The sequence below is a fragment of the Pseudomonas sp. NPDC096917 genome (genome assembly GCF_044762555.1).
Lineage (GTDB): Bacteria > Pseudomonadota > Gammaproteobacteria > Pseudomonadales > Pseudomonadaceae > Aquipseudomonas.
Window position 1 is genome coordinate 1 of the sequence record NZ_JBIWEO010000007.1, and the last position, 24,548, is coordinate 24,548.

The window sequence follows — 24,548 nt, forward strand, 5'->3', positions numbered from 1 at the left end:
GCGGCCACATCTGGCATTGAAATACAAAACGCCCGATGCGGTGCATCGGGCGTTTTGAGACTGAAATGGGTGTAAACCTATTTCAGGACTAGACACTTAGCGCATCACTGCATCGACGAACGCGGCGCAACCGGCTGGTTGTCGTTCGAGATGGTCACTTCAACGCGACGGTTCTGAGCACGGCCAGAATCAGTAGCGTTGCTGGCTACCGGGTATTCCTTGCCATAACCCTGGGCCACGATACGGCTTGGGTCAACGCCTGCTTTGACCAGTGCCGTACGCACAGAGTTGGCACGGCGCTCAGACAGGGTCTGGTTGAAAGCAGCAGAACCTACGCTGTCGGTGTAACCCTCAACAATTACCTTGCGATCCGGGTTCTGGATCAGGTAGTTGGCCAGGGTGTTGATGTTGTTGCGAGCGTTGGGTTGCAGGTCGGATTTACCGAACTGGAACAACACGTCACCAAAGGTTACCAAGGTGCCGCGCTCGGTTTGCTTGGCGTTCATGCCGCGCAGTTGCTTGATCTGAGCGTCACGAGCGTCCAGCAGTGCCTGAGCACGATCGGAGCCGGCGCTTTTGAGTTTGTTTTCAGCGGTGCGCAGGGCGATGGTCTGCTTGGCCAGTTCAACACGCTGGTTGGTCAGGTAAGCCAGTTGATCGACCTTGGACTCGTCATCTTTGTTGAGGTAAGCCTTTTCAGCCTTATCCAGCCACTCGCCAGCATCCTTGGTTTCCAGAGCGGCAACTTTGGTGGCTTCAGGGTTGGTTTGCAGGGCCGAGTAGTTGGTCTTGGCGTTTTCCAGGTTAACGTTTGGCTGGTGCGAGCACGCTGCCAGGCCAACGCTCAGAGCCAACAGGGCTGGGATCAATACTGTATTGCGCATAATAGTTAGTCCTTTCTATCGATTAGGAATGCTGTGTCGCCAGTTGCGTACCAGGAGGGGCGGCTATTACTGCAGGCCGCGCATGCCTTCCTGACGCAGTTGCTGAACGGCTTTCTGAGCATCCTGAACGGCCTTCTCGGCTTTAGCGGCTTGGGCTTTACGTTCTGCTACACGAGCGTCCCACTCAGCTTGTTCGGACAAGCGACGGGCTTCGTCATATTTTTTGTCATGCATGGCCAGCTCAGCTTGTTTGAGCTTGTCTTGGGCAGACTTCATTTCCACTGGAGCGTATTCGGTAGCGCCAGCGCTTACGGCGTTATTCACGGCCGATTGCGTCACGGCGTATTGCTCGGACGGTGGGTTGCCGGCACAACCGGCCAAAACGAAGCTGGTACCGATCGCCAGTGCAGCCAGTTTCAGCCCGCGCAGGCGAGGTGTGGTGGTTTTGACAGTGCGGGTCATCATGGTCTTCAACTCCATTAGGAAACTCCTTAAAAACATCATATCCATCACAACGTTCGCGTTACCTGGAGTATTGGACACAGGTTCGAGCAGTGATGGTTAAAGGGTGTGACCTGAACGAATTTTGAATAGTTCAAAAAAAAAGATGGCTAATTGCCTAAAATATTCCTGACTGATTGGTCAGGAGGCAATTGCTGGTTTGCTTAGCGCACGTCTTGCCACAGACCGCCGTTGCAACGCACTCTTGGTGTAAGAGCTCCCCCCGCAATCTGCTGGAGAAATGCTGATGACCGATATTGATGCACGCTTGCGCGATGATGTTCACCTGCTGGGTGAGCTGTTGGGTAATACGATTCGTGACCAATACGGCGAAGCCTTTCTCGCCAAAATCGAACGGATCCGCCAGGGCGCCAAGGATGACCGGCGTGGTACGACGGGCGCGGAATTGAGCGCAATACTGGACGCCCTGAGCGATGACGAAGTGTTACCCGTGGCGCGGGCGTTCAATCAGTTTTTGAACCTGGCCAACATCGCTGAGCAGTACCAGTTGATTCACCGTCGCGACGATGACGAGCAACAGCCTTTTGAATCTCAAGTGTTACCGACGTTGCTCGGGCGGCTGCTGGCTGAAGGCCATGGTGCCGAGTCGCTGGCGCGCCAACTCAGCCGTCTGGACATTGAACTGGTGCTGACGGCGCACCCAACCGAGGTCACGCGCCGCACCCTGATCCAGAAATACGATGCCATTGCCGAGCAACTGGCGGCCCAGGACCATCGTGATTTGACCCTGGCCGAGAAGTCGCGGATCGAACAACGTTTGCAGCGGCTGATCGCTGAAGCCTGGCACACCGAAGAAATCCGCCGCACCCGACCCACGCCCGTGGACGAGGCCAAGTGGGGGTTTGCGGTCATTGAACATTCACTGTGGCAAGCCGTGCCGAACATGATGCGCACGACCGACGCGGCCTTGTACGCCGCCACTGGCCTGCATTTGCCGTTGGAAGCGGCGCCGATTCGATTTGCTTCCTGGATGGGCGGCGACCGGGATGGCAACCCGAATGTCACGGCCAGCGTTACCCGCGAAGTGCTGTTGCTTGCGCGCTGGATGGCGGCCGATTTGTACCTTCGCGACATTGATAAGCTCGCCGCCGATTTATCGATGCAGCAGGCCACGCTGGCGCTCCTGGCCGTGGCGGGGGAGAGTGTCGAACCCTATCGGGCGGTGCTCAAGCAATTGCGTGAACGCCTGCGCATCACCCGGGCCTGGGCGCAGAATTCCTTGAGCAGCGTACAGCCTGCCCCCGAGGGACTGTTGCGCGACAACCAGGATCTGCTGGCGCCATTGAAGCTCTGTTATGACTCGCTGCATGCCTGTGGCATGGGCGTGATTGCGCAGGGTCCGCTGCTCGATTGCCTGCGCCGGGCCGTGACGTTTGGCCTGTTTCTGGTCCGCCTCGATGTGCGTCAGGATGCGGCCCGCCACACCTCGGCCATGACTGAAATCACCGAATATCTGGGCCTGGGCCGTTATGAAGACTGGGACGAAGATGCGCGGCTGATCTTCCTGATGCGCGAATTGAACAACCGGCGACCGCTGTTGCCGGGTTACTTCAAGCCCGGCGCCGAGACCGCTGAAGTGTTGGCCACCTGTCGCGAAGTGGCCGCTGCACCGGGGGCTTCGCTGGGGTCTTACGTGATTTCGATGGCAGGTGCCGCCTCGGACGTACTGGCCGTGCAATTGCTGCTAAAAGAGGCCGGGCTTGAGCGTCCGATGCGCGTCGTGCCGCTGTTTGAAACCCTGGCTGACCTTGACAATGCCGGGCCTGTGATTGAGCGCCTTCTGTTGCTGCCGGGCTATCGCGCACGCTTGCATGGGCCGCAGGAAGTGATGATCGGCTACTCGGATTCGGCCAAGGATGCGGGCACCACCGCCGCGGCCTGGGCGCAGTACCGGGCGCAGGAAAACCTGGTCAATATCTGTCGAGAACAGCAAGTCGAATTGCTGTTGTTTCACGGCCGTGGTGGCACCGTGGGGCGTGGTGGCGGTCCGGCCCACGAAGCCATTCTGTCGCAGCCGCCGGGCTCGGTGGACGGGCGTTTTCGCACCACGGAGCAGGGCGAGATGATTCGCTTCAAATTCGGCCTGCCGGACATCGCCGAACAGAACCTCAATCTATACCTGTCGGCCGTGCTTGAAGCGACTCTGCTGCCGCCCCCTCTTCCAGAGCCTGGATGGCGCGTGCTGATGGACGAACTGGCCGCCGACGGGGTCAAGGCTTACCGTGCCGTGGTGCGTGATAACCCGCAGTTCGTCGAGTATTTTCGGCAGTCCACCCCCGAGCAAGAGCTGGGCCGTTTGCCGTTGGGCAGTCGTCCGGCCAAACGCCGTGCCGGCGGAATTGAAAGCTTGCGCGCGATTCCGTGGATCTTCGGCTGGACCCAAACCCGCCTGATGTTACCGGCCTGGCTGGGTTGGGAAACTGCTCTAAGCCAGGCACTAGAGCGTGGTGAGGGCGAACTGCTGGCGCAAATGCGCGAGCAGTGGCCGTTTTTCCGAACCCGTATCGACATGCTGGAAATGGTCCTGGCCAAAGCCGATGCCGATATTGCCCGGCTCTATGACGAGCGTTTGGTGAGCCAGGATCTGCTGCCTTTGGGTGCGCAGTTACGCGACTTATTGTCGCAGGCGTGCAGCGTGGTATTGGGTTTGACCGGCCAGTCGCAACTGATGGCGCACAGCCCTGAGACCCTGGAGTTCATTCGCTTGCGCAACACCTACCTTGATCCTCTGCATCTGTTGCAGGCCGAGCTTCTGGCGCGTTCGCGACGTCAGGAGGCGGCCCAGGACAGCCCTCTGGAACAAGCGTTGCTGGTCACTGTGGCCGGGATCGCGGCGGGCTTGCGTAACACGGGCTAAGTGCTGGGGTCGGTCATGTGTCGCGTCAGGGTGCGTAACAACGAGCCTTTTTTGTGCTCGATCTCGCGTTGGCGCGACAGTTTGTGGCGGGGTTGCGACCTGTGACACCGGGTCGCAAGGGCGGGTTTACCACTGATTAATCCTACTTTGGCCTGCTTGTGTGGTCCGGGCCTGCTGTGTATCTTGATCAGCCCTTGGCCATTTATGCGGCCATCACCCGATTTTGAGATTGGCCCAAAGAGGCGAGTCTGTTGTCATTTAAATAAAAAATTGAGGAGCACATCGATGCGCGTAATTCTGCTGGGAGCTCCCGGGGCCGGTAAAGGTACTCAGGCAAAGTTCATCACTGAAAAATTTGGCATCCCGCAAATCTCCACTGGCGATATGTTGCGTGCAGCCGTAAAGGCCGGCACCGAGTTGGGCCTGATCGCTAAAAGCGTGATGGACAGCGGTGGTCTGGTTTCTGACGATTTGATCATCAATCTGGTTAAAGAGCGCATTGCTCAGCCGGACTGCGTTAACGGTTTCCTGTTTGACGGTTTCCCACGCACCATTCCTCAAGCTCAAGCGCTGGTAAAAAATGGCGTTGAGCTGGATCACGTGCTGGAAATCGCAGTTGAAGACGAAGAAATCGTTCAGCGTATTGCTGGCCGTCGTGTGCACGAAGCGTCGGGCCGCGTTTACCACACTGTCTACAACCCGCCAAAGGTTGAAGGCAAAGACGATGTGACCGGCGAAGACCTGGTGCAGCGTAAAGACGACACCGAAGAAACCGTTCGTCACCGCCTGTCGGTCTACCATTCGCAAACCAAGCCGCTGGTGGACTTCTACCAGAAGCTGGCTGCCGCCCAAGGCAAACCGAAGTACAGCCACGTTGAAGGCGTTGGCTCGGTTGAATCGATCACTGCCAAAGTGCTTGAAGCACTGAGCTGATAAGTCGATGTTGACGTTTGACAACGGCCCGCTTGCGGGCTGTTGTTGTTTATACTGCTGCACTTTTTTTCAATTCTGATTCTGACGGGAACACCGATGAGCACCTTGCTGGCCCTGGATACCGCGACTGAAGCTTGTTCTGTTGCCTTGCTGCACGATGGCAAGGTCACGAGCCACTACGAGGTGATCCCGCGCCTGCATGCGCAAAAGCTGTTACCGATGATCAAAGAACTGCTGTCCCAGGCTGGGGTTGAGCTATCGGCGGTCGAGGCGATTGCCTTCGGTCGCGGGCCGGGGGCCTTTACCGGCGTGCGCATCGCCATTGGCGTGGTGCAAGGCCTGGCCTTTGCGCTGGAGCGCCCGGTATTGCCGATCTCCAACCTGGCCGTCTTGGCCCAGCGCGCCTACCGCGAGCACGGCGCGACCCAAGTGGCGTCGGCCATTGATGCGCGCATGGATGAAGTGTATTGGGGCTGCTACCGCGAGCAGGCTGGTGAAATGTGCCTGCAAGGCGTTGAAGCCGTATTGGCGCCAGAAGCTGCCGGTTTGCCGAACGGTGCCAGCGGTGAATGGTTTGGCGCGGGCACGGGCTGGGGATACGCCGAGCGCTTGAGCGTCAAGCCGTATGCACTGGACGCAGGCATGCTGCCGCACGCAGAAGACTTGCTGACCCTGGCGCGCTTCGCCTGGGAGCGAGGCGAAGCCATCCCCGCCGACAACGCCCAGCCGGTGTACCTGCGCGACAAGGTAGCGGCTACAAAAGCCGAACGTAACGCTTGATCTGCTTTTGTAGCCGCTGCCGCAGGCTGCGATGGGGGGCGCACGAAGGCCCTTCGGTTCTTATCGCAACCGGTGGCAGCGGCTACAGGCATTGGGTTCAGTTATTTGCTTAGTCGCGCTAACGCAGTTAAATTGCCACTATCGCTACAGAGCATGCAGCCATGCGCATAGACGGCTTTCCCTCTCAGTCCTACCCCATCAAGCGCAAGCCTCGCAAAGGTAAGGTGCAGGTTGATGAGGCGGTGGACGACAGCGAGGCGGTGTCTGAACGTGCGCCGCAAGCCGCTCGCCCAGCGCCTTCCAGTGAACGTATCAGTCAATTGCCCGTGCGCTCGCAAGACATGATCTTCCAGCGCGGCATGAGCAAAAACGCTGCCAGCGCCTTGGCCAGCTACCTGACGACCGCCGGTTTTGTCGATTGGGAAATAGAAGTGCTGGGGCTAGACCTGTACATTTGACGGCATGACTGACCCCCAACTCCCGTATTACCTCGGTTGCCCGTCCTGGAGTGAAAACGCCTGGCGCGAAGGCCTGTACCCGCAGAATGCCCACTCAACGGAATTTTTGAGCCTGTATGCGCAGGTCTTTAACGCTGTCGAAGGCAACACCACGTTCTACGCCAATCCCAAACCGGCCACGGTCGAGCGTTGGGCGCAAAGCCTGCCCGAACACTTTCGGTTCACCGCCAAGTTCCCGCGTGAGATCAGCCACGGCGGCGATTTGCGCGAGCAAACCCAGGCCGTCGAAAATTTCCTGCAGCTATTAAAACCGTTGGGAGCGCGTGTAGCGCCCTTTTGGCTACAACTGCCTGCGAGCTTCAGCCCACAGCGTCTGGCCGAGCTGGTGAGCTTTATAGACGCTCTGGAGCGCCCGTTGGCTGTTGAAGTGCGTCACCCGGAGTTTTTTGCCAAGGGCGATGCCGAGCGTTTGCTCAATCGCTTGTTGAGGGCGCGTGGGGTTGAGCGCATTTGCCTGGATTCTCGAGCGCTGTTCAGTTGCACCTCCAGAGATCCGGCAGTCCTGCACGCACAATCGAAAAAGCCCAAAGTGCCCCCGCGCCCGGCAGCGTTCACCCAGTTCCCGCAGGTGCGCTTTATCGGCCGTCCGGAGCTGGAAGCCAATGACCCTTATTTGAAACCCTGGGTTGAAAAAGTCGCGGGCTGGATCGAAGAAGGGCGCACCCCGTATGTGTTTTTGCACACCCCGGACAACCATCGGGCGCCGGAGTTGGCAAGGCGCTTTCATCAGCAGTTGAGTGAGCGCTTGCCGGGGCTGCCGGCCCTGGCTGAGTTGCATCAGCCGCAAACCAGCGAGCAATTGGGACTGCTTTAAGCGGCCATCCGCAGGTTGTTGATGATCAAAGGGCGGGCCCAGGCCAAGTCAAAGTCCAGCGCGTGTTGCTGTTCAATCAAGGTCATGGCGTCAAATGGCTCGGCGGGTTTGTCGAGCAAATCCAGTTCAAACTCGGCAATCGGCAGGTGCAATGGACGTGGCTCAGGCGCTGGCCCAGGCTCAGGCAGCGGATGACCTTGCGCCATCACCCGCGGGCGAATCCAGGTGTTGTTGAAATCCTGCTGGTGTTGTTGTTGGGCGATGTCTTCGGGCGGGAAGAGCAGCGCTGTTGGCGGCAGCAAATCGAGCTCGAATTCGGCAATCGGCAAAAACAGTGCTTGAGGCGGCTTCAGCTCGGTGTCCTGCACCTCGCAATGGCGCTGAGTCACGATATGGCTCAACAGATCACTGCCACCTGTGGGCTCGGCGTTTTCATCCAAGGGCGCGGCGCCCGTCTCGATAGCCGCATATTCGTCAGTCGAGGAGTGTTCTGCCAGTGCCTGGGCATAGACGTCCTTCCACAGGTGATTGACGCTGCCTGTGATCTGCGAATTGTGTCGGCCAAAGTCGCCAATAGGTGCGATAAAGCCGATGGATGTGCAATGAATGTCTGACATAGCTCTCGGTCGACGCCCAGCTCTGGCAAAATGCCGGATATTTCATTTATCGGCAGCGTTTGCCGATCATTAAATTTTTGAGCGTGTTTTAGATGATTGAGCAACCAGCGGGCAGTCGTATCAACGTCGAGGCATTGGAGGAGGCTTATCAGGCCTTGGCCGAGCAATGGGCTGAGCGCCTGGGGCTGCCTTTGGCCGAGCCTGGGGCTGACTTTGCATTTGCCTTGCAAGTCGGCCCCCAGGGTTTGCAACTGCAACAGCTTGGCCCGGATGCTCCCGGCCCGGTGCGGGTCGACTTTGTTGAAGGCGGCGCGGCCCACCGTCGATTATTTGGTGGCGGCACCGGGCAAATGATTGCCAAGGCGGTCGGTATCCAGCAGGGCGTGCGCCCACGCGTGCTGGACGCCACGGCGGGGTTGGGCAAGGATGCGTTTGTGCTGGCAAGCCTGGGGTGTGAGATGAGCTTGGTCGAGCGCCAGCCGTTGATTGGCGCATTGCTCGAAGACGGTCTGGCCCGTGGCCTGGATGACTTTGACGTGGCGCCGATTGTGTCGCGCATGCGCTTGCTCAAAGGCAACTCGATTGACGTGATGCGCAATTGGGAGGGCGAGGCGCCGCAGGTGATCTACCTCGACCCGATGTTCCCGCATCGTGAGAAAACTGCCCTGGTGAAGAAAGAAATGCGCCTGTTCCGGCCGCTGGTTGGGGATGACAACGACGCGCCAGCCTTGCTGGAAGCTGCATTGGCGTTGGCCACGCATCGGGTCGTGGTAAAGCGCCCGCGCAAAGCACCGTGTATTGCCGGGCCTAAACCGAGTCATGCATTGGACGGCAAATCAAGCCGCTATGATATTTACCCGAAGAAAGCGCTGAAGCCTTAAGCGCTGTAAATCCCTCTCTTGCTGACGATTTGATCGACGCGATCTAGTGTGGGAGCTGTCGAAGGCGGTGATCTCTTGATTTTCAAGATCAAAAGATCACCGTCTTCGGCAGCGCCCACGACAGATTTCAGTGAGCGTTGACGAAGCTTAGGCGGGTCGATAAGCCCGCATAAATACGCTCACCACCTCCTGCACATGCGCGTCGGCCTCTTGCGGCGTCAGCAGCCCGCCGTAGCCGTACAACAAGCGAAAGTTGGGTGAGCCCTTGAGCATGCAAAAAAAATGCTCCGCCGCGTAATGCGGTCGCTCAATGCACAGTGCTCCCGTTTGGTGAATTTTGCTCAGCAGACCCTCCATCTCGTGTACCAACCGCTCCGGCCCGGCCTCGAAGAATATCTGCGAGAGCTTCGGGTCCTGACTGCCCAGGGTCACCATCAGTCGATGCAGGTTCACCGACTCTTCGCTGTTAATCAGCGTCTGAAAGCCCCGGCCAATGTTCAACAACACCGTTTCAACGGGCACGCCGCTGGGCAGCTCAAAAAACAATTCCGGTAACTGTTCAGAGCATTTGGCCAGGATCGCTGAGGAGAACAGCGTCTCCTTATCGGTGAAGTGGCTGTAGACCGTCAGTTTGGATACCCCGGCCAGGTTCGCGACCGCGTCCATGCTGGTGCTGGCATAGCCCTTGTTCAAAAACAGGGATTTGGCCGCATCAAGGATGGACTGGCGTTTTGCCATGTCTTTGGGGCGCCCGAGGGCATTGGGGAGTAAAGGATTGTCGGACATTTCCGTTTATTACTGGACTGGTGAGTTTGGTATTAATAACATGCCGCCCAGTATAAATATTCCAAGCCCTATTAGCGAAAGGTCATCTCCATGTTGCGCCATGCCTTGCCCCGCGCTTTACCTGTGTGTCTGGTGTTTTTGTTATCGGCATGTGGGCAGGAAAAGCCTGCTCAAGTCTCGATCAGCCCGGCCATGGTGGTTCAACCGCAGCCTTCGGCATTGGCGTCGCAAAGCTATCCAGGCGAGGTGCGGGCGCGATTTGACCCGCAATTGGCATTCCGTATCGGCGGCAAAGTGACCAAGCGTCTAGTGGACGAAGGTGAGCGAGTCAAGGCTAACCAGCCACTGGCTGAACTCGACCCCCAAGACGCGCGCCTGCAGTTGGAGGCCACCCGAGCTCAGGTCGCGGCGGGGCAGGCCAACTTGAATTTGGTGCGCGCCGAGCGTGATCGCTACAAAACCTTGCTCGACCGCCAAATGGTCAGCCGTTCGCAGTTCGATAACGCCGAAAACCTCTATCGCTCCGGTGAAGCCAAGCTTCAGCAACTGAAGGCGGAGCAGGACGTGGCCAGCAATCAGGCCAGTTATGCAGTGTTGCGAGCGCCGCAAGACGGCGTGATTGCTCAACGCCAGGTGGAAGTCGGGCAGGTGGTCGCCGCGGGACAGACGGTGTTTACCCTGGCCGCCGATGGCGAGCGTGAAGTGTTGATCAGCTTGCCGGAACAAGCCTTTGGCCGCTTCAAGATCGGTTTGCCGGTCTCTGTTGAACTGTGGTCACAACCGGGTCAGCGTTTCAACGGGCGGATTCGTGAGCTTTCACCTTCGGCTGATCCAAAGTCGCGCACCTTTGCAGCCCGTATCGCTTTCGAAGCGGGCAAGGTGCCTGCTGAACTGGGGCAAAGTGCCCGGGTCTTTATTCCAGGTGAAGGCGCCGCTCCGTTGTCGGTGCCGTTATCGGCCTTGAGCGCAGAAAATGGCGCGACCTATGTGTGGCGCGTCGGCCAGGGCAACAAGCTGGAGCAGGTGCCTGTCCGTGTCGGGCCGTTCGGTGAAAACAGTGTGCCGGTGCTCGAAGGCCTCAAGGCCACTGACTGGATTGTCAGCGCTGGCGTGCATGTATTGCATCAAGGCCAGGAGGTGCGACCGATTGACCGTTCCAACCGAACGATCAATGTGGCGGTGAAGGAGTAATCCCGATGGGTTTTAACCTTTCCGCCTGGGCACTGCGCAATCGCCAGATCGTTCTGTTCTTGATGCTGTTGCTGGCCATTGTCGGCGCACTTTCCTACACCAAATTAGGACAAAGCGAAGATCCGCCGTTCACCTTCAAAGCCATGGTCATTCGTACGCTGTGGCCGGGTGCCACCGCCGAAGAAGTCTCGCGCCAGGTGACCGAGCGCATCGAAAAGAAGTTGATGGAAACGGGTGAGTACGAGCGCATTGTCTCGTTCTCGCGCCCTGGCGAGTCGCAAGTGACCTTTATTGCCCGCGATTCGATGGACGCTTCTAAAGTGCCTGAGCTGTGGTATCAGGTACGCAAGAAAGTCAGCGACATTCGCCAGACCTTGCCGCCTGATATTCAGGGGCCGTTTTTCAACGATGAGTTCGGCACCACGTTCGGCAATATCTACAGCCTGAGTGGTGATGGTTACGACTACGCGGTACTCAAGGACTACGCCGACCGCATCCAGATCCAGCTGCAACGGGTCAAGGATGTCGGCAAGGTGGAGTTGCTGGGCCTGCAAGACGAAAAAATCTGGATCGAGCTTTCCAACCTCAAACTGGCGACCCTTGGCTTGCCGCTGGCGGCGGTGCAACAGGCCCTTCAAGAGCAAAATGCGGTGTCGACGGCGGGCTTCTTCGAGACGCCGACCGAGCGCGTGCAATTGCGTGTCACCGGCAATTTCAAAACCGTTGAAGAGATTGAGCGTTTTGCGATTCGAGTCGGGGAGCGCACGCTGCGCATCAGCGATGTAGCCGATGTGCGCCGTGGTTTTACCGATCCGCCCGCGCCGCGCATGCGTTTTATGGGCCAGGATTCGATTGGTCTGGCTGTCGCAATGAGGGACGGCGGCGACATTCTGGTACTGGGCAAGGCGCTGGAAACCGAGTTTGAACGGTTACAGAAGAACCTTCCGGCCGGTATGCATTTGTCCAAAGTCTCGGACCAACCGGCAGCAGTGAAAACCAGTGTGGGTGAATTCGTCCAGGTGCTGGTGGAAGCTCTGGCGATTGTATTGCTGGTGAGCTTTTTCTCCCTCGGTGTGCGCACCGGGATGGTAGTGGCGCTGACCATTCCGCTGGTGCTGGCGATGACCTTTGCGGCCATGCATTACTTCGGCATCGGCTTGCACAAAATCTCGCTGGGCGCGCTGGTGCTGGCGCTGGGGTTGCTGGTGGACGACGCGATCATTGCTGTGGAAATGATGGCGATCAAGATGGAGCAAGGCTACGACCGGCTCAAGGCGGCCAGTTTCGCCTGGACCAGTACGGCTTTTCCGATGCTTACCGGGACACTGATTACGGCTGCCGGTTTTCTGCCGATTGCCATGGCGCAGTCGAGTACAGGTGAGTACACCCGCTCGATTTTCCAAGTGGTAACCATCGCGCTGGTAGCGTCGTGGATTGCTGCGGTGGTGTTTGTACCGTACCTGGGCGCGTTGCTGTTACCGGATCTGGCGAAGATTCATGCCGCTAAACACGGCACCGGTGACGGTGCGTTGGACCCCTACGGCACGCCGTTTTATCAGCGCGTTCGACGGCTGGTGGAGTGGTGCGTACGCCGCCGCAAAACCGTGATAGTGCTGACGGTGTTACTGTTTTTGGGCTCGGTGGTGCTCTTCAAGTTTGTGCCGCAGCAGTTCTTCCCGGCGTCGAGTCGACTGGAGTTGATGGTCGATTTGAAACTGGCCGAAGGCGCATCGCTCAGTAACACCACGGAGCAGGTCAAACAGCTCGAAAACTTGCTTAAGGATCACCCTGGCATCGAGAACTACGTGGCCTACGCGGGCACCGGCTCGCCGCGCTTTTACTTGCCGCTGGACCAGCAATTGCCGGCCGCCAGCTTTGCCCAGTTTGTGGTGCTGGCCAAGACTATCGAAGACCGTGAAAGCCTGCGCACCTGGCTGATTGATACCCTGGACCAGCAATTCCCGACCGTTCGTGCGCGGGTCACGCGCCTGGAAAATGGTCCGCCGGTTGGCTATCCGGTGCAGTTCCGGGTCACCGGCGAACACATCGAAGAAGTTCGGGCACTGGCGCGTAAAGTGGCCGCTAAGGTGCGCAATAACCCGCACGTGGTGAACGTGCACCTGGACTGGGAGGAACCAAGCAAAGTGGTGTACCTCAATGTCGATCAGGACCGGGCGCGGGCGCTGGGCGTGAGCACGGCCGACCTGTCGCGCTTTCTGCAAAGTACTTTGCTGGGGTCCACGGTCAGCCAATACCGCGAGGACAACGAGTTGATCGAAATCCTGTTGCGCGGCACCTCGCAGGAACGCACCGAATTGTCGTTGCTGCCGAGCCTGTCGGTACCAACGGACAATGGCCAAAGCGTGGCCTTGTCGCAAATCGCGACCCTGGAATATGGCTTTGAGGAAGGCATCATCTGGCACCGAAATCGCCTGCCGACGGTGACGGTGCGTGCGGATATTTACGGCAAAGAACAACCCGCGACCTTAGTGCAACAGATTCTTCCGACGCTGGAAGACGTTCGTGCCCAATTGCCCGACGGTTATCTGCTGGAAGTGGGCGGTACGGTTGAAGATTCCACGCGCGGACAGAACTCGGTTAAAGCCGGTGTGCCGTTGTTTATCGTGGTGGTGCTGACGTTGCTGATGGTGCAACTGCGCAGCTTCTCGCGCATGGCGATGGTGTTCTTGACCGCGCCGCTAGGGTTGATCGGGGTCACCTTGTTTTTGCTGATGTTCGGCAAACCCTTTGGCTTTGTGGCGATGCTCGGCACGATTGCCTTGTCCGGGATGATCATGCGCAACTCGGTGATCCTGGTGGACCAGATCGAGCAAGACAGAGCGGCGGGGCTGGATGCGTGGCAGGCCATTATTGAAGCGACGGTACGTCGGTTCCGGCCGATTGTGCTGACCGCGCTGGCGGCGGTGCTGGCGATGATCCCGTTGTCACGCAGCGTGTTCTTCGGACCGATGGCGGTGGCGATCATGGGGGGCCTGATCGTGGCCACGGCGCTGACCTTACTGTTCTTGCCGGCGTTGTACGCGGCATGGTTCAAAGTGAAGAAGGTCTAAAGCAAGGGCTTTGAGTAACCGCCCCCTACCTCGCGATCTTTTAAAAAGATCTCCAGGCAGGGGGCTGCTTACCGTGTTCCCAACACCTTTTTCGCCAAAAGGGTCGCCGCAGCGGCCGGGTTTTGGCGGATGCTTTCTTTTTGCTTGCCCATCATTTCGAACACGCCATCCAGGGCGTTAGCCGACATCAGCAAGCCCGCGCAAAAACCGGCGAATCGGAGCCTTGGGCGCTTCCTGACTCTTGGGGCGTCACATTAACGAACTTGATCCACACGCAAACGGATGGGTTGCAGTGTCTTGGCATTGAGGTCAACGCTGTTGCGCTCAGTGCTGATAAACAGCAACTTGCCGTCTTCTTCAATTCGCGCGCTCACCGCGTAGGTGTGGCCAGGTTTGACCTCGGCCGGGTCATACGTCAGGTGGAACGGCAGCGGCACCTGGCCCTTGATCGGGCCACTTTGTTTGGCCAGGGTAATGGCGGGTGCATCAGCCAGCGATACATCCTGCAGGCTCACTTCAAGGGTCGCGGTCGGTGGCAGCGCGATGCGTTGCAGGTAATACACTTCGCCGTCGAGAGCGGCTTGCGGGGTCGAGTTCATTGAACTGCAGGCTCCGAGCAGGGCTGTAAGGCTGAGCAAAAGGATTTTTTTCATGAGAGAAACTCCGTATTTATCTCTGATAAGAGGCGTCATGCAGAAGAAATTGAGAGGAGTCTAACAATGAAGTTCGGTTTAGGCGGCATTGCCTGGTGTGAAAGTACTTAACAGCGAAGTGATCCTTACTGCCGAGATAACCGGCAGTAAGGCAAAGGCAGTTTCTAAGTCAGTGCTTAGAGAGGAGCGTAGATCGACAGCTTGAGCCGGTCAGTTTCAATTGTGATCACCGCCTTGTCTTCGTTTTGCTTGGTGCTGATCCCACCGGACACACCGAAGCTACCGGTAGAAGGCTTGATACCGTTGCCACCGTGAACACCGCCGCTGTCGGTGGTTGGCTTGATGCCGTTGCCACCGTGAACACCGCCGCTGTCGGTGGTTGGCTTGATACCGTTGCCACCGTGAACACCGCCGCTGTCGGTGGTTGGCTTGATACCGTTGCCACCGTGAACACCGCCGCTGTCGGTGGTTGGCTTGATGCCGTTACCGCCATGAACGCCGCTGCTGTCGATTGTCGGCGCGATATTCTGCCGGTCTTTTATGTCGGTGTTGTTCTGTTGAGTCATTTGAGATGTCCTTATCTGCGTGTTCTAAAAATGAATGTTGTGCCGAAAAAATCGGCACACACCCAAGACTAGCGACAGTTTCAACACTCAAATCAGTTCGGGACGCTTCAGTACAGTTTTGAGGACGTGTCCTGATCCGAATCAGCTTTTATCCGACAATATCGGGTTGATCGGCAGCATCTTCACTGCGATGCAACGCTACCTGACGAATAGACAGGCGAATTTCGGCCGGCAATACGCGCTTCGCTGCGCCTTCGGCCAGTTCGCCGAGCAATGGGTGGTAGCTCAACTTTCCGTTCTCATCACGTTTGAGCACGTCCTGTTCAAGTAATGTTTCGATGAAGTGACGGAACAGGCTCTTGTCGAAGAATTCTGGGGCGTTAAGCCCGTGCAGGATCGACAGACGCTGGGCCATCATGGTGCACAAATCTTCCAGCTCTTCGCTGCTTAAGGTGTTCTGGCCGCTGTTGAGCAGCAGCGAGATAGCCATGTAGAAGCGTTGCAGGGTTTGCGCAATGCTTTTGGACAACAGCGTCAGCAGTACAAAGTGCCGCGAGCTCGGGGCCGGGCGCAGGTAGATGTCATTTTCGAAACGCAGTAATCCTTGTTCGACAAAAGCCTCAAGCCATTGATCGACCACGCCATCCAGTTCTTCCAGCGACCAGCGGATAAACAGTTCCGATTGCAGGTACGGATACAGCGCGCGGGTGTAGCGCAGGATTTGCTCGCGGGTCATGCGCGACGAGCTTTGGAAGAAGCTGGCGAGCAACGCTGGCAACGCAAAAATATGCAGCACGTTGTTGCGGTAATACGTCATCAAGACTGCGTTTTGCTCGTCCAGATAAAGGACTTTGCCCAACGCATCGCTTTGCTCCGAGAGCAGATCCATGTCTTTGACGTGTTCGATCAATGCCCGGCCATCACCCTGCGGCAAGGTCGTGTGCGGCGAGTAAGGCACGCGGCGCAGTAAGGCCAGGTATAAATCCAGTACCCGAGCCATGGCCCGATCATCGAGTGCCAGCTTGCTAGTCGACAGCAAGGCCAGCGCCACCAGGTTGACCGGGTTGATCGCAGCGGCTTCGTTGAGGTGTTGAGCGACTTTTTCCCCAAGGCGGTTGGTGGTCGCGTTCAGCCATTCAGGCCGGTACAGCGGCGCCAGTACTTGCTGGCGCCAGTTCGGTTGTTCCTGATCAAGAAAATCAGCCAGTTTGATTGGCTCGCCAAAGTTGACCGCGACCTGGCCAAATTTCTGCTTGAGGGCGCCGATGACTTTGAAAATATCGAAAATCGATTCCTTCTTCTTGCTCGCCCCACGCAGTTCTCCCAGGTATGTACGGCCTTCGAGTACGCGTTCGTAGCCGATGTACACCGGCACGAACACAATCGGTGTGCGCGATGAACGCAAAAAGCTGCGCAGGGTGATGGCCAGCATTCCGGTTTTGGGTTGCAGCATGCGTCCTGTACGCGAGCGGCCGCCTTCAACGAAGTATTCCACCGGGAAACCTTTGGTGAACAAGGTGTGCAGGTATTCGTTGAACACCGAGGTGTACAGCGGGTTGCCCTTGAACGTGCGGCGCATGAAGAAGGCCCCCCCACGGCGCAGCAAACGGCCGATGACCGGCATGTTGAGGTTGATCCCGGCTGCGATGTGCGGCGGGGTCAGGCCGTTGCGAAACAGCAGGTAAGACAGCAGTAAATAGTCGATATGGCTGCGGTGGCACGGTACATAGATGATCTCATTGCCTTGCGCGACGTTCTGCACCCCCTCGATGTGATTGACTTTGACCCCGTCGTAGATCTTGTTCCAGAACCAGCTCAGGATCACTTCAAAAAAGCGGATGGCGGTGTAGGTGTAGTCCGAAGCAATTTCATTGGCGTAACGCAGCGCCAGGGCCTTGGCTTTTTCCGGGGTGATATTTTCGCGCTCAGCCTCTTCGACAATGGCCTGGCGAACGGAGGGCTCATTGACCAGGCCTTTGACCAGGTTGCGACGGTGCGACAGGTCGGGGCCAATGGTTGATGTTTTGAGGTTACGAAAGTGCACACGCAAAATCCGCTGCGCCATGCGCACGGTGCGTTCGTGACCTTTATTGAGGTCGATCAATTCACGCAAGTGAATAGGTGCAGAGAATTGCACGCGGGTTTTACGACCCAGGATCAGGATGCGTAACAGGCGACGCAGACGCCCGGTGACCGCCCAGCTATCGGCAAACAGCAGCTTCCAGGGGCTGGACTCGCTGTCGGGTGATTGGCCCCAGAACACGCTTACCGGAATGATTTGTGCATCTTCACTCGGGTGTTGCGTTAAACCATCAACCAGGCGGGTCAAGGTCGGGGGTGCGCCGCGTTTGTCCTGACGGCCCAGCCAATCGGGCTCGGGGGTCAGGTAGAAGAACGCGGCAGGTTCGATCATGGGGCCTACAGCCACGGGTAATACCGGACGAGGCAAGCCCACTTTGGTGCATTCAGCGTCGACCACCGCCAATTCGGTGATGGAAGGCGATTGCAGGACGTAGAACACCGGTCGGCTGCGATCCAGATTCAAGGATAAGGACGACTGATTGATCGTCTCCGAGCGTACCCACAGGTACAGCAAGCGACGAAGGGCGCCAAATACAAGACGGTGGAATGGGGAGCGGGTCATACGGCTTCTGCATTAGTGGATAAAACGAGCGTTTGCTCGGGCTGGTAGTGTGCCGTATCTCTGGAAAATCGGCAAAAAAGCGGCGAACTAATATTGATTGAGTGTTCTTCGCGCTGACTTATACTCGAGGCTCTTTCGCCATGCTGCGTAAGACCGAGTCTTAGAGAGTTAAGTTCGAGCGACAGTTCTTAGCGGGCTAACCAACGGGCCCATTCAAAAATAAAAAAGGGGAAGGATCTATGACCACACGTTTGACAGGCAATGTGAAATGGTTCAACGACGCCAAAGGCTACGGTTTTATTCAGTGTGAAAATGGGGGCGACGTATTTGTGCATTACCGCGCGATTCGCGGTGAAGGCCATCGTTCTCTGGCTGAAGGCCAGCAGGTCGAATACACGCGCGTGACAGGTGAAAAAGGGTTTCAGGCTGAAGACGTGGTAGGGCTGTAAAACCCCATTGTGGGATTATAAAAATCCTGTGGGAGCTGGCTTGCCGGCGATGCAAGCAATGCGGTCTGTCTGAATGATCGCAGTGATGCTATTGCTGGCAAGACAGCTCCCACATGGATTTAAGCGAATTCGCGTAAATCAGGAACCGGTTCGCCAGGTGATTTCTTCTTCACCGTCTGCGCTGATTCGGATCCAGTTGTCAGCGGTTTCTTCGCCTTCCTCTTCGACCCAAGTGCCCGGCGCGCAGCGGACTTCGACGTTTAATGCCTTGAAGGCATCACGGGCGCAGGCGATGTCGTCGTCCCACGGCGTTTGGTCACTTTCCAGGTACAGGCTGTTCCATTTGCCCACGGCTTTTGGCATCCAGGTCACCGGGACTTCACCCGCTGTGCATTTCCATACCTGGCCTTTTTGTGTCCATGGCGAACACGTGCCCAACACGGTGGACAGCCAATCGGCGACGTCTTTGTACGTGACGGATTCTTTTAGGTAAATCTCGATATCGGGTTGGCGCATGGATGTCCTCACTGCGTGTCTGAAAAATCCATTCGCGGATTAGTCGGGCCTGCCGCGCGTGCCGCAGGCCGTAAAAGGGTTATTGAAGCACGAAGTAATCGTAGCGCATGGACACCGTCACGATTAACGGCTCTGGATGCTCGATGACCTGAGCCCGACGCTCGGCGCTGGCGCGCCAGCCGTGTGGGGTCATGGCCAGCAGGTTGGCGCGGTCTTGCGGCGCGCTCAAACTGAGGGTGAACTCCAGTGTTTCGCTGTGTTGCAACTGCATGCCTTGAGGTACCAGCGCCAAGTGCTTGTCGTCTGCGTAATCGCGCACTTCGTCGTAGAGGCGTTCGCGCAACTCCATCAAGTGACCACGCGTTGGGCCCACACGCATCAGACCACCGCCCGGGCTGAGCAGGCGCTTGGCTTCGAGCCAGTCCAGCGGGCTGAATACGCTGGCCAAAAACTGGCAACTGGCATCGGCCAATGGCACGCGGGCCATGCTGGCGATTAGCCAGGTAAGATTCGGGTTGCGCTTGCAGGCGCGTTTCACCGCCTCGCGAGAGATGTCCAGTGCGTAGCCGTCGGCATCCGGCAAGGCTTCGGCGATCTGCGCGGTGTAGTAACCCTCGCCACAGCCGATGTCGAGCCAGCGTTGTGGGGCTCGCTCGGCGGCAAGCGCTGCCAGGCGCTTGGCCACCGGTGCGTAATGGCCAGCGTTGAGGAAGTCGCGGCGTGCTTCAACCATGGCTTGGTTGTCACCCGGGTCACGGCTGTTTTTGTGCTGCACCGGCAACAGGTTCAGGTAGCCTTGACGGGCGCGGTCAAAGCGATGGCCTGCTGGGCAGACCACACCGTTATCGACCGCCGTGAGCGGTTCAGAGCAGATAGGGCAGGCAAGCATCAGGCGAGCAACTTGATCAGGGTCTGGTAGTAGATCTCGGTCAGCACGTCGAGATCGCTGGCCAGCACCCGTTCGTTGACCTGGTGAATGGTCGCGTTGACCGGGCCCAGTTCAACCACTTGCGTGCCCAGGGTGGCGATAAAGCGCCCATCCGAGGTACCGCCGCTGGTGGACGCTTTGGTTTCGCGGCCTGTGACGTGCTTGATGCTCGACGACACGGCGTCCAGCAGCGCGCCCGGCTCGGTCAGGAATGGCAGGCCAGACAGCGCCCACTCGATGTGCCAGTCCAGGCCATGCTTGTCGAGAATATCGGCAACACGTTTCTGCAACCCTTCAACGCTGGACTCGGTCGAGAAACGGAAGTTGAACACCGCCACCATGTCACCGGGGATCACGTTGGTCGCGCCGGTACCGGAATTGAGGTTGGAGATCTGGAAACTGGTCGGTGGGAAGAAGGCGTTGCCGTTGTCCCAATGTTCAGCTGCCAGCTCAGTCAGCGCCGGGGCTGCAAGGTGGATCGGGTTCTTGGCCAGGTGCGGGTAGGCTACGTGGCCTTGAACGCCGCGAACGGTGAGCTTGGCGCCCAGCGAGCCGCGACGGCCATTCTTGACCACGTCACCGACCAGCGAAGTGCTCGACGGCTCGCCGACGATGCACCAGTCCAGACGCTCATTACGCGCTGCGAAGCGCTCAACCACGGCCTTGGTGCCGTGATGGGCCGGGCCTTCTTCGTCGCTGGTGATCAGAAACGCGACCGAACCCTTGTGGTCCGGGTAGTCAGCGACGAAACGCTCAGCGGCGACCAGCATGGCCGCGAGGCTGCCTTTCATATCGGCAGCGCCACGTCCGCAGAGCATGCCGTGTTCGTCGATCACTGCATTAAACGGGTCGTTTTGCCAGGCTTGCACCGGGCCGGTCGGCACCACGTCGGTGTGACCGGCGAAGCACAGCACCGGGCCATCGTGTGTACCGTGGGTGGCCCAAAAATTGTCGACGTCTTCGATACGCATCGGTTCCAGCTTAAAGCCGGCATCGCCCAGGCGCTGCATCATCAGCTTCTGGCAGTCAGCGTCGATCGGCGTCACGGAAGGGCGACGGATCAGATCGCAGGCAAGTTGCAGGGTCGGCGAAAGGTCGGCGTGGGCCGTCATGGTAAAGACTCCGAAGCGGGACAGGTGGCGCGGCACAAAAGGGCGGTTATCTTAAAGCAAAACGGCGGCCAGAGGCCGCCGTTTAGTCGTTACTGTCAATTTATGCCGTTGGTTGTTGCTCAAGCGCCTGCGCAGGTTTTGGCAGCGAAGAGGTGAAGGCCATGACCAGGGCTGCCAGGTACGGCAGCGATTGCACCAGCAGCATGACCACCCAGAAACGCATGTCGTTGCTTGGCAAGCCGTGCACGACGAAGATCCCGAGGGCAGCGCCCCAGAGCAGCAGCATGATGAACACTTCTTCGCGTGCTTCCGAGATGGCGACCCAAAAGCCATGGTTGTCGGCGTTTTTAGGGGTGCGAAAGAACGGAATGCTGGAGGTGAAAAAGCCGTATAGCACCGCTTTGGCAATCGTATGCGACAACGCCAGACCTGCCAGGGCGGCGGCAAACGCGTCCTTGAGGTTAACTCCCACGGTGCGACGGTAGAGGAAGATGATCTTGCCGACTTTGAACACAAACAGTGCCAAAGGCGGGATCGCGAAGATCAGCAGCGGTGGGTCGACCCGCGTCGGCACAATAATCATCGCCGCGGACCACAACAGGGCGCCCACGGTGAAGAAGATATTCATGCCGTCAGCCACCCACGGCAACCAGCCCGCAAGGAAGTGATAACGCTGGCCACGGGTCAGTTCCGTGTCCTTACCCAGAAGCAGGCTGGAGGTGTGACGCTTGATGATCTGAATCGCCCCGTAGGCCCAGCGGAATCGCTGTTTCTTGAAGTCGATAAAGGTATCGGGCATCAGGCCTTTGCCGTAGCTGTGCTGGGAATAGGCTGCGGAATAACCTTTTTCGAACACGCGCAGACCCAGTTCGGCGTCTTCACAGATACACCAGTCGGCCCATCCCAGCTCTTCGAGAACGGAGCGGCGGGTCATGGTCATGGTGCCATGCTGAATGATCGCGTCACGGTCATTGCGGGTGACCATGCCGATGTGGAAGAACCCTTTGTATTCCGAGTAGCAGAGCTTTTTGAAGGTGCTTTCGCTCTGGTCGCGGTAGTCCTGCGGGGACTGCACGATGGCGATTTTCGGGTCGATAAAGTGCGGCACCATGTGCTTGAGCCAGTTGCGATCGACGCAGTAATCGGAGTCGATCACGGCGATCACTTCGGCATCCGGCGCGGTGTGCGGGATCAGGTAATTCAGCGCGCCGCCCTTGAAGCCGGCCAAGGGCGCAACGTGGAAGAATTTGAAGCGCGGGCCCAGAGTGGCGCAGTAGTCGCGCACCGGCTCCCAGACGGCCGGGTCTTTGGTGTTGTTGTCGATCAGCAACACTTCGAAATCCGGGTAGTCGAGGTTGGCCAGTGCATCGAGGGTCTGTTTGACCATCTCCGGCGGCTCGTTGTAGCACGGCACATGGATCGAGACTTTAGGTCGATAGGCATCATCGCTTTCGACCGGTAAAAACTCCCGTCTGCGTTTGCGAACCCATACCGCCTCGGCCAGTTCATGGGCCTCGGTGAGCAACACAATAAACACCCCGAGTGCGCCCAATCCAAGCAGGAAACCCACGGTCAGACTGAACCAGGTGCTGTATTGCTGGCTGTAGTCGTAGCCGATCCACACCAGAGCCGAGCCACACAGGAACGCGGTAAACGTCAGGAACGTGCGACCACGCTGGCGCAAGGCCGAGCCGTCAATCAGCAGCAAGGCCAGCGACAGCAAGCCCATCACCACCGAACCGATGGCCAGCACGCGCCACTGCGGAATGGCCACAACCGGGCCTTCAAAGTTGAACTTCTGCTGGCGGGCTGCGTTGTAGACGCCCCAATAGGCGCCCACGGAACCTTCATCGCTGGCTTTCCACGGCTGGTCGAAGGCTTCGATCACGAAGTAGTTGTAGCCGCGCCGGTTCAGGGTGTTGACCAGCGTGCGCAGGTAAATGGCCTGGTCTGCTTGTGTGGCGTCTGCGCCACCGCGCATGCGGCCGTTACTTGGCCAGCCGACTTCTGAGAGCAGCAGTGGTTTTTTCGGGAACATCTTTTTCAGGTCGCGGGCGCGCTCCAGAACGAACTCGCCGGCCTTGTCCATCGGGATAAATTCCCAGTACGGCAGAATGTGCGCGGCAATCAGATCAACGTGTTTGGCCAACTGCGGGTATTTCTCCCAGATGTGCCATTGCTCGGACGTAGTCACCGGCACTTTGACGGCTGCGCGAACACGGTCCAGCAACACGATCAGCTCTTCAGGCGTGATCTCTTCGCGGAACAGGGCTTCGTTGCCCACCACAACGCGCACCACACTGCGCGAGTGATTGGCCAGTTCGATGGCCTTTTGGATTTCACGTTCATTGCGCGCTTGATCGGGGCTGATCCAGATGCCGAGCGTGACCCGCAAACCGAACTCTTCCGCCAATTTGGGGATATTGCCCAAGGTGCCGTCGACCGAGTAGGTCCGAATGTTGTCGGTCAGCTTGCTCAATATTTCCAGGTCGCGACGCATTTCATCGTCGGTCGGGTACTGGTCTTTCTGCGGGTATTGGCCTTGCTGAAACGGCGAATACGAAAAGCCAGAAATTTGATCGGGCCAGTTGGGAGCAGAAACCGGGCGGTTGATCAGCGCCCAGAAGCCAGTGAATAGGGCAGCGATGGCCAGCACCACCACCAGGTTGAGTCCAAATTTACGCGATGACATAACTATTTCGGGTTCCAAAGGGAGTGGAACGAAGAACGATCGGCAGGTTCTACAGCGGCGCGCATCCTACACTTCTCTCTGACCAGCCGTACAGGGCACGGAGTCAGCTTGGGCTTAGGTTTGGCGCACTCGACGGAGGCTGTGTTTTTAATTCTTGTGGCTCTTGTCTTGTTGCTTTGTAAGTCATTAAAGCAGGCTTGGTCGCTTATGGCGTAGGAAAGATACTCAACAACACGTAGGCCCCCTATAATGCGCCCCGGTTTTTGGGGTGTTGGCGATGAGTACAGAAGATCCGCGGTTTGCCGGTGTAGCCCGGTTATATGGCTTGGTAGGCTTGGAAAGACTGCGTGCGGCGCACGTGGCGATCGTCGGTGTGGGCGGCGTGGGGTCATGGGCGGCCGAGGCGATTGCACGCTGCGGCGTGGGAGAAATCTCGCTGTTTGACCTGGATGACGTCTGCGTCAGCAACAGTAACCGCCAGTTACATGCCTTGAGCTCGACCATTGGTCGGGACAAGGTCGAAGTGATGGCTGAGCGTCTGCGTCAGATCAATCCGGACTGCATCGTGCACGAGGTCGCTGATTTCGTGACTCGCGAAACCATGGCCGAGTACATCACCCCCAACATTGATTGCGTTATTGACTGCATCGATAGCGTGAATGCCAAGGCGGCGCTGATTGCCTGGTGCAAACGACGCAAGATCCAGATCATCACCACCGGCGGTGCGGGCGGGCAGATAGACCCGACGCTGATTCAGGTATGTGACTTGAACCGCACCTTTAATGACCCGCTGGCTTCGAAAGTGCGTTCGACCCTGCGCCGCGACTATGGCTTTTCGCGCACCGTAACCCGTCATTACAGCGTGCCGTGCGTGTTCTCGACGGAGCAACTGCGTTATCCCAAGCCTGATGGCAGCATTTGCTTACAAAAAAGCTTTGTCGGGGACGGCGTGAAGCTCGATTGTGCCGGAGGTTTTGGCGCAGTCATGATGGTCACCGCAACGTTTGGCATGGTCGCGGCCACCAAGGCGGTGGACAAGATCGTGGCAGGCGTGCGCCGGCCTTCGGAGAAGGTCAAGGCCAAACCCTGAGCCTGTAGTCGCTGCCGAAGAATGAGGCTGCGATGGATTGCGAA

Annotated in this window: 21 protein-coding genes and 1 pseudogene; 10 read left to right on the forward strand and 12 right to left on the reverse strand. The window is 58.0% G+C overall.

Annotated elements, in window-relative coordinates:
• Window positions 1–104 precede the first annotated feature (104 nt).
• Together ACIQYF_RS09720 and ACIQYF_RS09725 are read right to left on the reverse strand one after the other, a co-directional pair.
• Window positions 105–884, reverse strand: coding sequence for an OmpA family protein (locus ACIQYF_RS09720; protein ID WP_402860149.1), 780 nt, complete (start codon window positions 882–884; stop codon window positions 105–107).
• A gap of 66 nt (window positions 885–950) precedes the next feature.
• Complete coding sequence (locus tag ACIQYF_RS09725) at window positions 951–1,364, reverse strand: DUF4398 domain-containing protein (protein WP_402860152.1); 414 nt, start codon at window positions 1,362–1,364, stop codon at window positions 951–953.
• A 268-nt stretch (window positions 1,365–1,632) separates the two neighbouring features.
• Between ACIQYF_RS09725 and ppc the strand changes: the two genes are divergently transcribed.
• From ppc to ACIQYF_RS09750, 5 genes are all read left to right on the forward strand, one after another.
• Window positions 1,633–4,263, forward strand: a complete 2,631-nt coding sequence (gene ppc, locus ACIQYF_RS09730) for a phosphoenolpyruvate carboxylase (protein WP_402860155.1) — start codon at window positions 1,633–1,635, stop codon at window positions 4,261–4,263.
• Between the two features lie 285 nt (window positions 4,264–4,548).
• Window positions 4,549–5,196 (forward strand): adenylate kinase, encoded by a 648-nt coding sequence (gene adk / locus ACIQYF_RS09735; RefSeq protein WP_402860158.1) that lies wholly within the window; start codon window positions 4,549–4,551, stop codon window positions 5,194–5,196.
• Between the two features lie 96 nt (window positions 5,197–5,292).
• Window positions 5,293–5,976, forward strand: a complete 684-nt coding sequence (gene tsaB / locus ACIQYF_RS09740; protein WP_402860161.1) for a tRNA (adenosine(37)-N6)-threonylcarbamoyltransferase complex dimerization subunit type 1 TsaB — start codon at window positions 5,293–5,295, stop codon at window positions 5,974–5,976.
• A gap of 161 nt (window positions 5,977–6,137) precedes the next feature.
• Window positions 6,138–6,434 (forward strand): hypothetical protein, encoded by a 297-nt coding sequence (locus tag ACIQYF_RS09745; RefSeq protein WP_402860164.1) that lies wholly within the window; start codon window positions 6,138–6,140, stop codon window positions 6,432–6,434.
• A gap of 4 nt (window positions 6,435–6,438) precedes the next feature.
• A complete protein-coding gene (locus ACIQYF_RS09750) occupies window positions 6,439–7,308 on the forward strand; it encodes a DUF72 domain-containing protein (RefSeq protein WP_402860168.1) in 870 nt (289 codons plus the stop codon).
• Here ACIQYF_RS09750 and ACIQYF_RS09755 read toward each other — a convergent pair.
• Entirely contained in the window at window positions 7,305–7,925 is a 621-nt protein-coding gene (locus ACIQYF_RS09755) for an energy transducer TonB (protein WP_402860171.1), read from the reverse strand. The genes ACIQYF_RS09750 and ACIQYF_RS09755 overlap by 4 nt on opposite strands.
• Before the next feature lie 92 nt (window positions 7,926–8,017).
• On the opposite strand from ACIQYF_RS09755, the gene ACIQYF_RS09760 reads away from it, so the two are divergent.
• Window positions 8,018–8,806: a class I SAM-dependent methyltransferase gene (locus ACIQYF_RS09760; protein ID WP_402860174.1), complete on the forward strand. Its 789-nt coding sequence runs from the start codon at window positions 8,018–8,020 to the stop codon at window positions 8,804–8,806.
• Between the two features lie 147 nt (window positions 8,807–8,953).
• On the opposite strand, the gene ACIQYF_RS09765 is transcribed toward ACIQYF_RS09760, so the two are convergent.
• Complete coding sequence (locus ACIQYF_RS09765) at window positions 8,954–9,592, reverse strand: TetR/AcrR family transcriptional regulator (RefSeq protein ID WP_402860177.1); 639 nt, start codon at window positions 9,590–9,592, stop codon at window positions 8,954–8,956.
• Window positions 9,593–9,682: 90 nt separating this feature from the next.
• Between ACIQYF_RS09765 and ACIQYF_RS09770 the strand changes: the two genes are divergently transcribed.
• Window positions 9,683–10,783 carry an efflux RND transporter periplasmic adaptor subunit gene (locus ACIQYF_RS09770; protein WP_402860180.1) on the forward strand — a complete coding sequence of 367 codons (1,101 nt, stop codon included), beginning with the start codon at window positions 9,683–9,685 and terminating at the stop codon, window positions 10,781–10,783.
• A gap of 5 nt (window positions 10,784–10,788) precedes the next feature.
• Window positions 10,789–13,854, forward strand: coding sequence for an efflux RND transporter permease subunit (locus tag ACIQYF_RS09775; RefSeq protein WP_402860183.1), 3,066 nt, complete (start codon window positions 10,789–10,791; stop codon window positions 13,852–13,854).
• 68 nt (window positions 13,855–13,922) lie between these two features.
• Here ACIQYF_RS09775 and ACIQYF_RS09780 read toward each other — a convergent pair.
• From ACIQYF_RS09780 to plsB, 4 genes and pseudogenes are all read right to left on the reverse strand, one after another.
• Window positions 13,923–14,030, reverse strand: a pseudogene (locus tag ACIQYF_RS09780) (DUF4197 family protein); the annotation flags it as partial.
• A gap of 78 nt (window positions 14,031–14,108) precedes the next feature.
• On the reverse strand, window positions 14,109–14,507 hold the full coding sequence (locus ACIQYF_RS09785; RefSeq protein ID WP_402860186.1) for a YbaY family lipoprotein: 399 nt from the start codon (window positions 14,505–14,507) through the stop codon (window positions 14,109–14,111).
• Window positions 14,508–14,683: 176 nt separating this feature from the next.
• Window positions 14,684–15,073 carry a hypothetical protein gene (locus ACIQYF_RS09790; protein WP_402860189.1) on the reverse strand — a complete coding sequence of 130 codons (390 nt, stop codon included), beginning with the start codon at window positions 15,071–15,073 and terminating at the stop codon, window positions 14,684–14,686.
• A 148-nt stretch (window positions 15,074–15,221) separates the two neighbouring features.
• Complete coding sequence (plsB, locus tag ACIQYF_RS09795; RefSeq protein ID WP_402860192.1) at window positions 15,222–17,717, reverse strand: glycerol-3-phosphate 1-O-acyltransferase PlsB; 2,496 nt, start codon at window positions 17,715–17,717, stop codon at window positions 15,222–15,224.
• Between the two features lie 239 nt (window positions 17,718–17,956).
• Here plsB and ACIQYF_RS09800 point away from each other — a divergent pair, with 239 nt between their 5' ends.
• A complete protein-coding gene (locus tag ACIQYF_RS09800) occupies window positions 17,957–18,166 on the forward strand; it encodes a cold-shock protein (RefSeq protein ID WP_402860195.1) in 210 nt (69 codons plus the stop codon).
• A 138-nt stretch (window positions 18,167–18,304) separates the two neighbouring features.
• Here ACIQYF_RS09800 and ACIQYF_RS09805 read toward each other — a convergent pair whose 3' ends face one another.
• The 4 genes from ACIQYF_RS09805 to ACIQYF_RS09820 form a co-directional block, all read right to left on the reverse strand.
• A complete protein-coding gene (locus ACIQYF_RS09805) occupies window positions 18,305–18,682 on the reverse strand; it encodes a hypothetical protein (RefSeq protein WP_402860198.1) in 378 nt (125 codons plus the stop codon).
• A gap of 79 nt (window positions 18,683–18,761) precedes the next feature.
• Window positions 18,762–19,571 (reverse strand): putative RNA methyltransferase, encoded by an 810-nt coding sequence (locus ACIQYF_RS09810; RefSeq protein ID WP_402860201.1) that lies wholly within the window; start codon window positions 19,569–19,571, stop codon window positions 18,762–18,764.
• The gene (gene dapE / locus ACIQYF_RS09815; protein WP_402860204.1) at window positions 19,571–20,722 is read right to left on the reverse strand and encodes a succinyl-diaminopimelate desuccinylase; all 1,152 of its coding nucleotides are present in this window, start codon (window positions 20,720–20,722) and stop codon (window positions 19,571–19,573) included. Before dapE ends, ACIQYF_RS09810 begins: the two co-directional genes overlap by 1 nt.
• Before the next feature lie 100 nt (window positions 20,723–20,822).
• Window positions 20,823–23,414, reverse strand: a complete 2,592-nt coding sequence (locus ACIQYF_RS09820; protein ID WP_402860207.1) for a glycosyltransferase — start codon at window positions 23,412–23,414, stop codon at window positions 20,823–20,825.
• Between the two features lie 277 nt (window positions 23,415–23,691).
• Here ACIQYF_RS09820 and tcdA point away from each other — a divergent pair, with 277 nt between their 5' ends.
• On the forward strand, window positions 23,692–24,504 hold the full coding sequence (tcdA, locus tag ACIQYF_RS09825) for a tRNA cyclic N6-threonylcarbamoyladenosine(37) synthase TcdA (RefSeq protein ID WP_402860210.1): 813 nt from the start codon (window positions 23,692–23,694) through the stop codon (window positions 24,502–24,504).
• The last annotated feature ends 44 nt before the right edge of the window (window positions 24,505–24,548 follow it).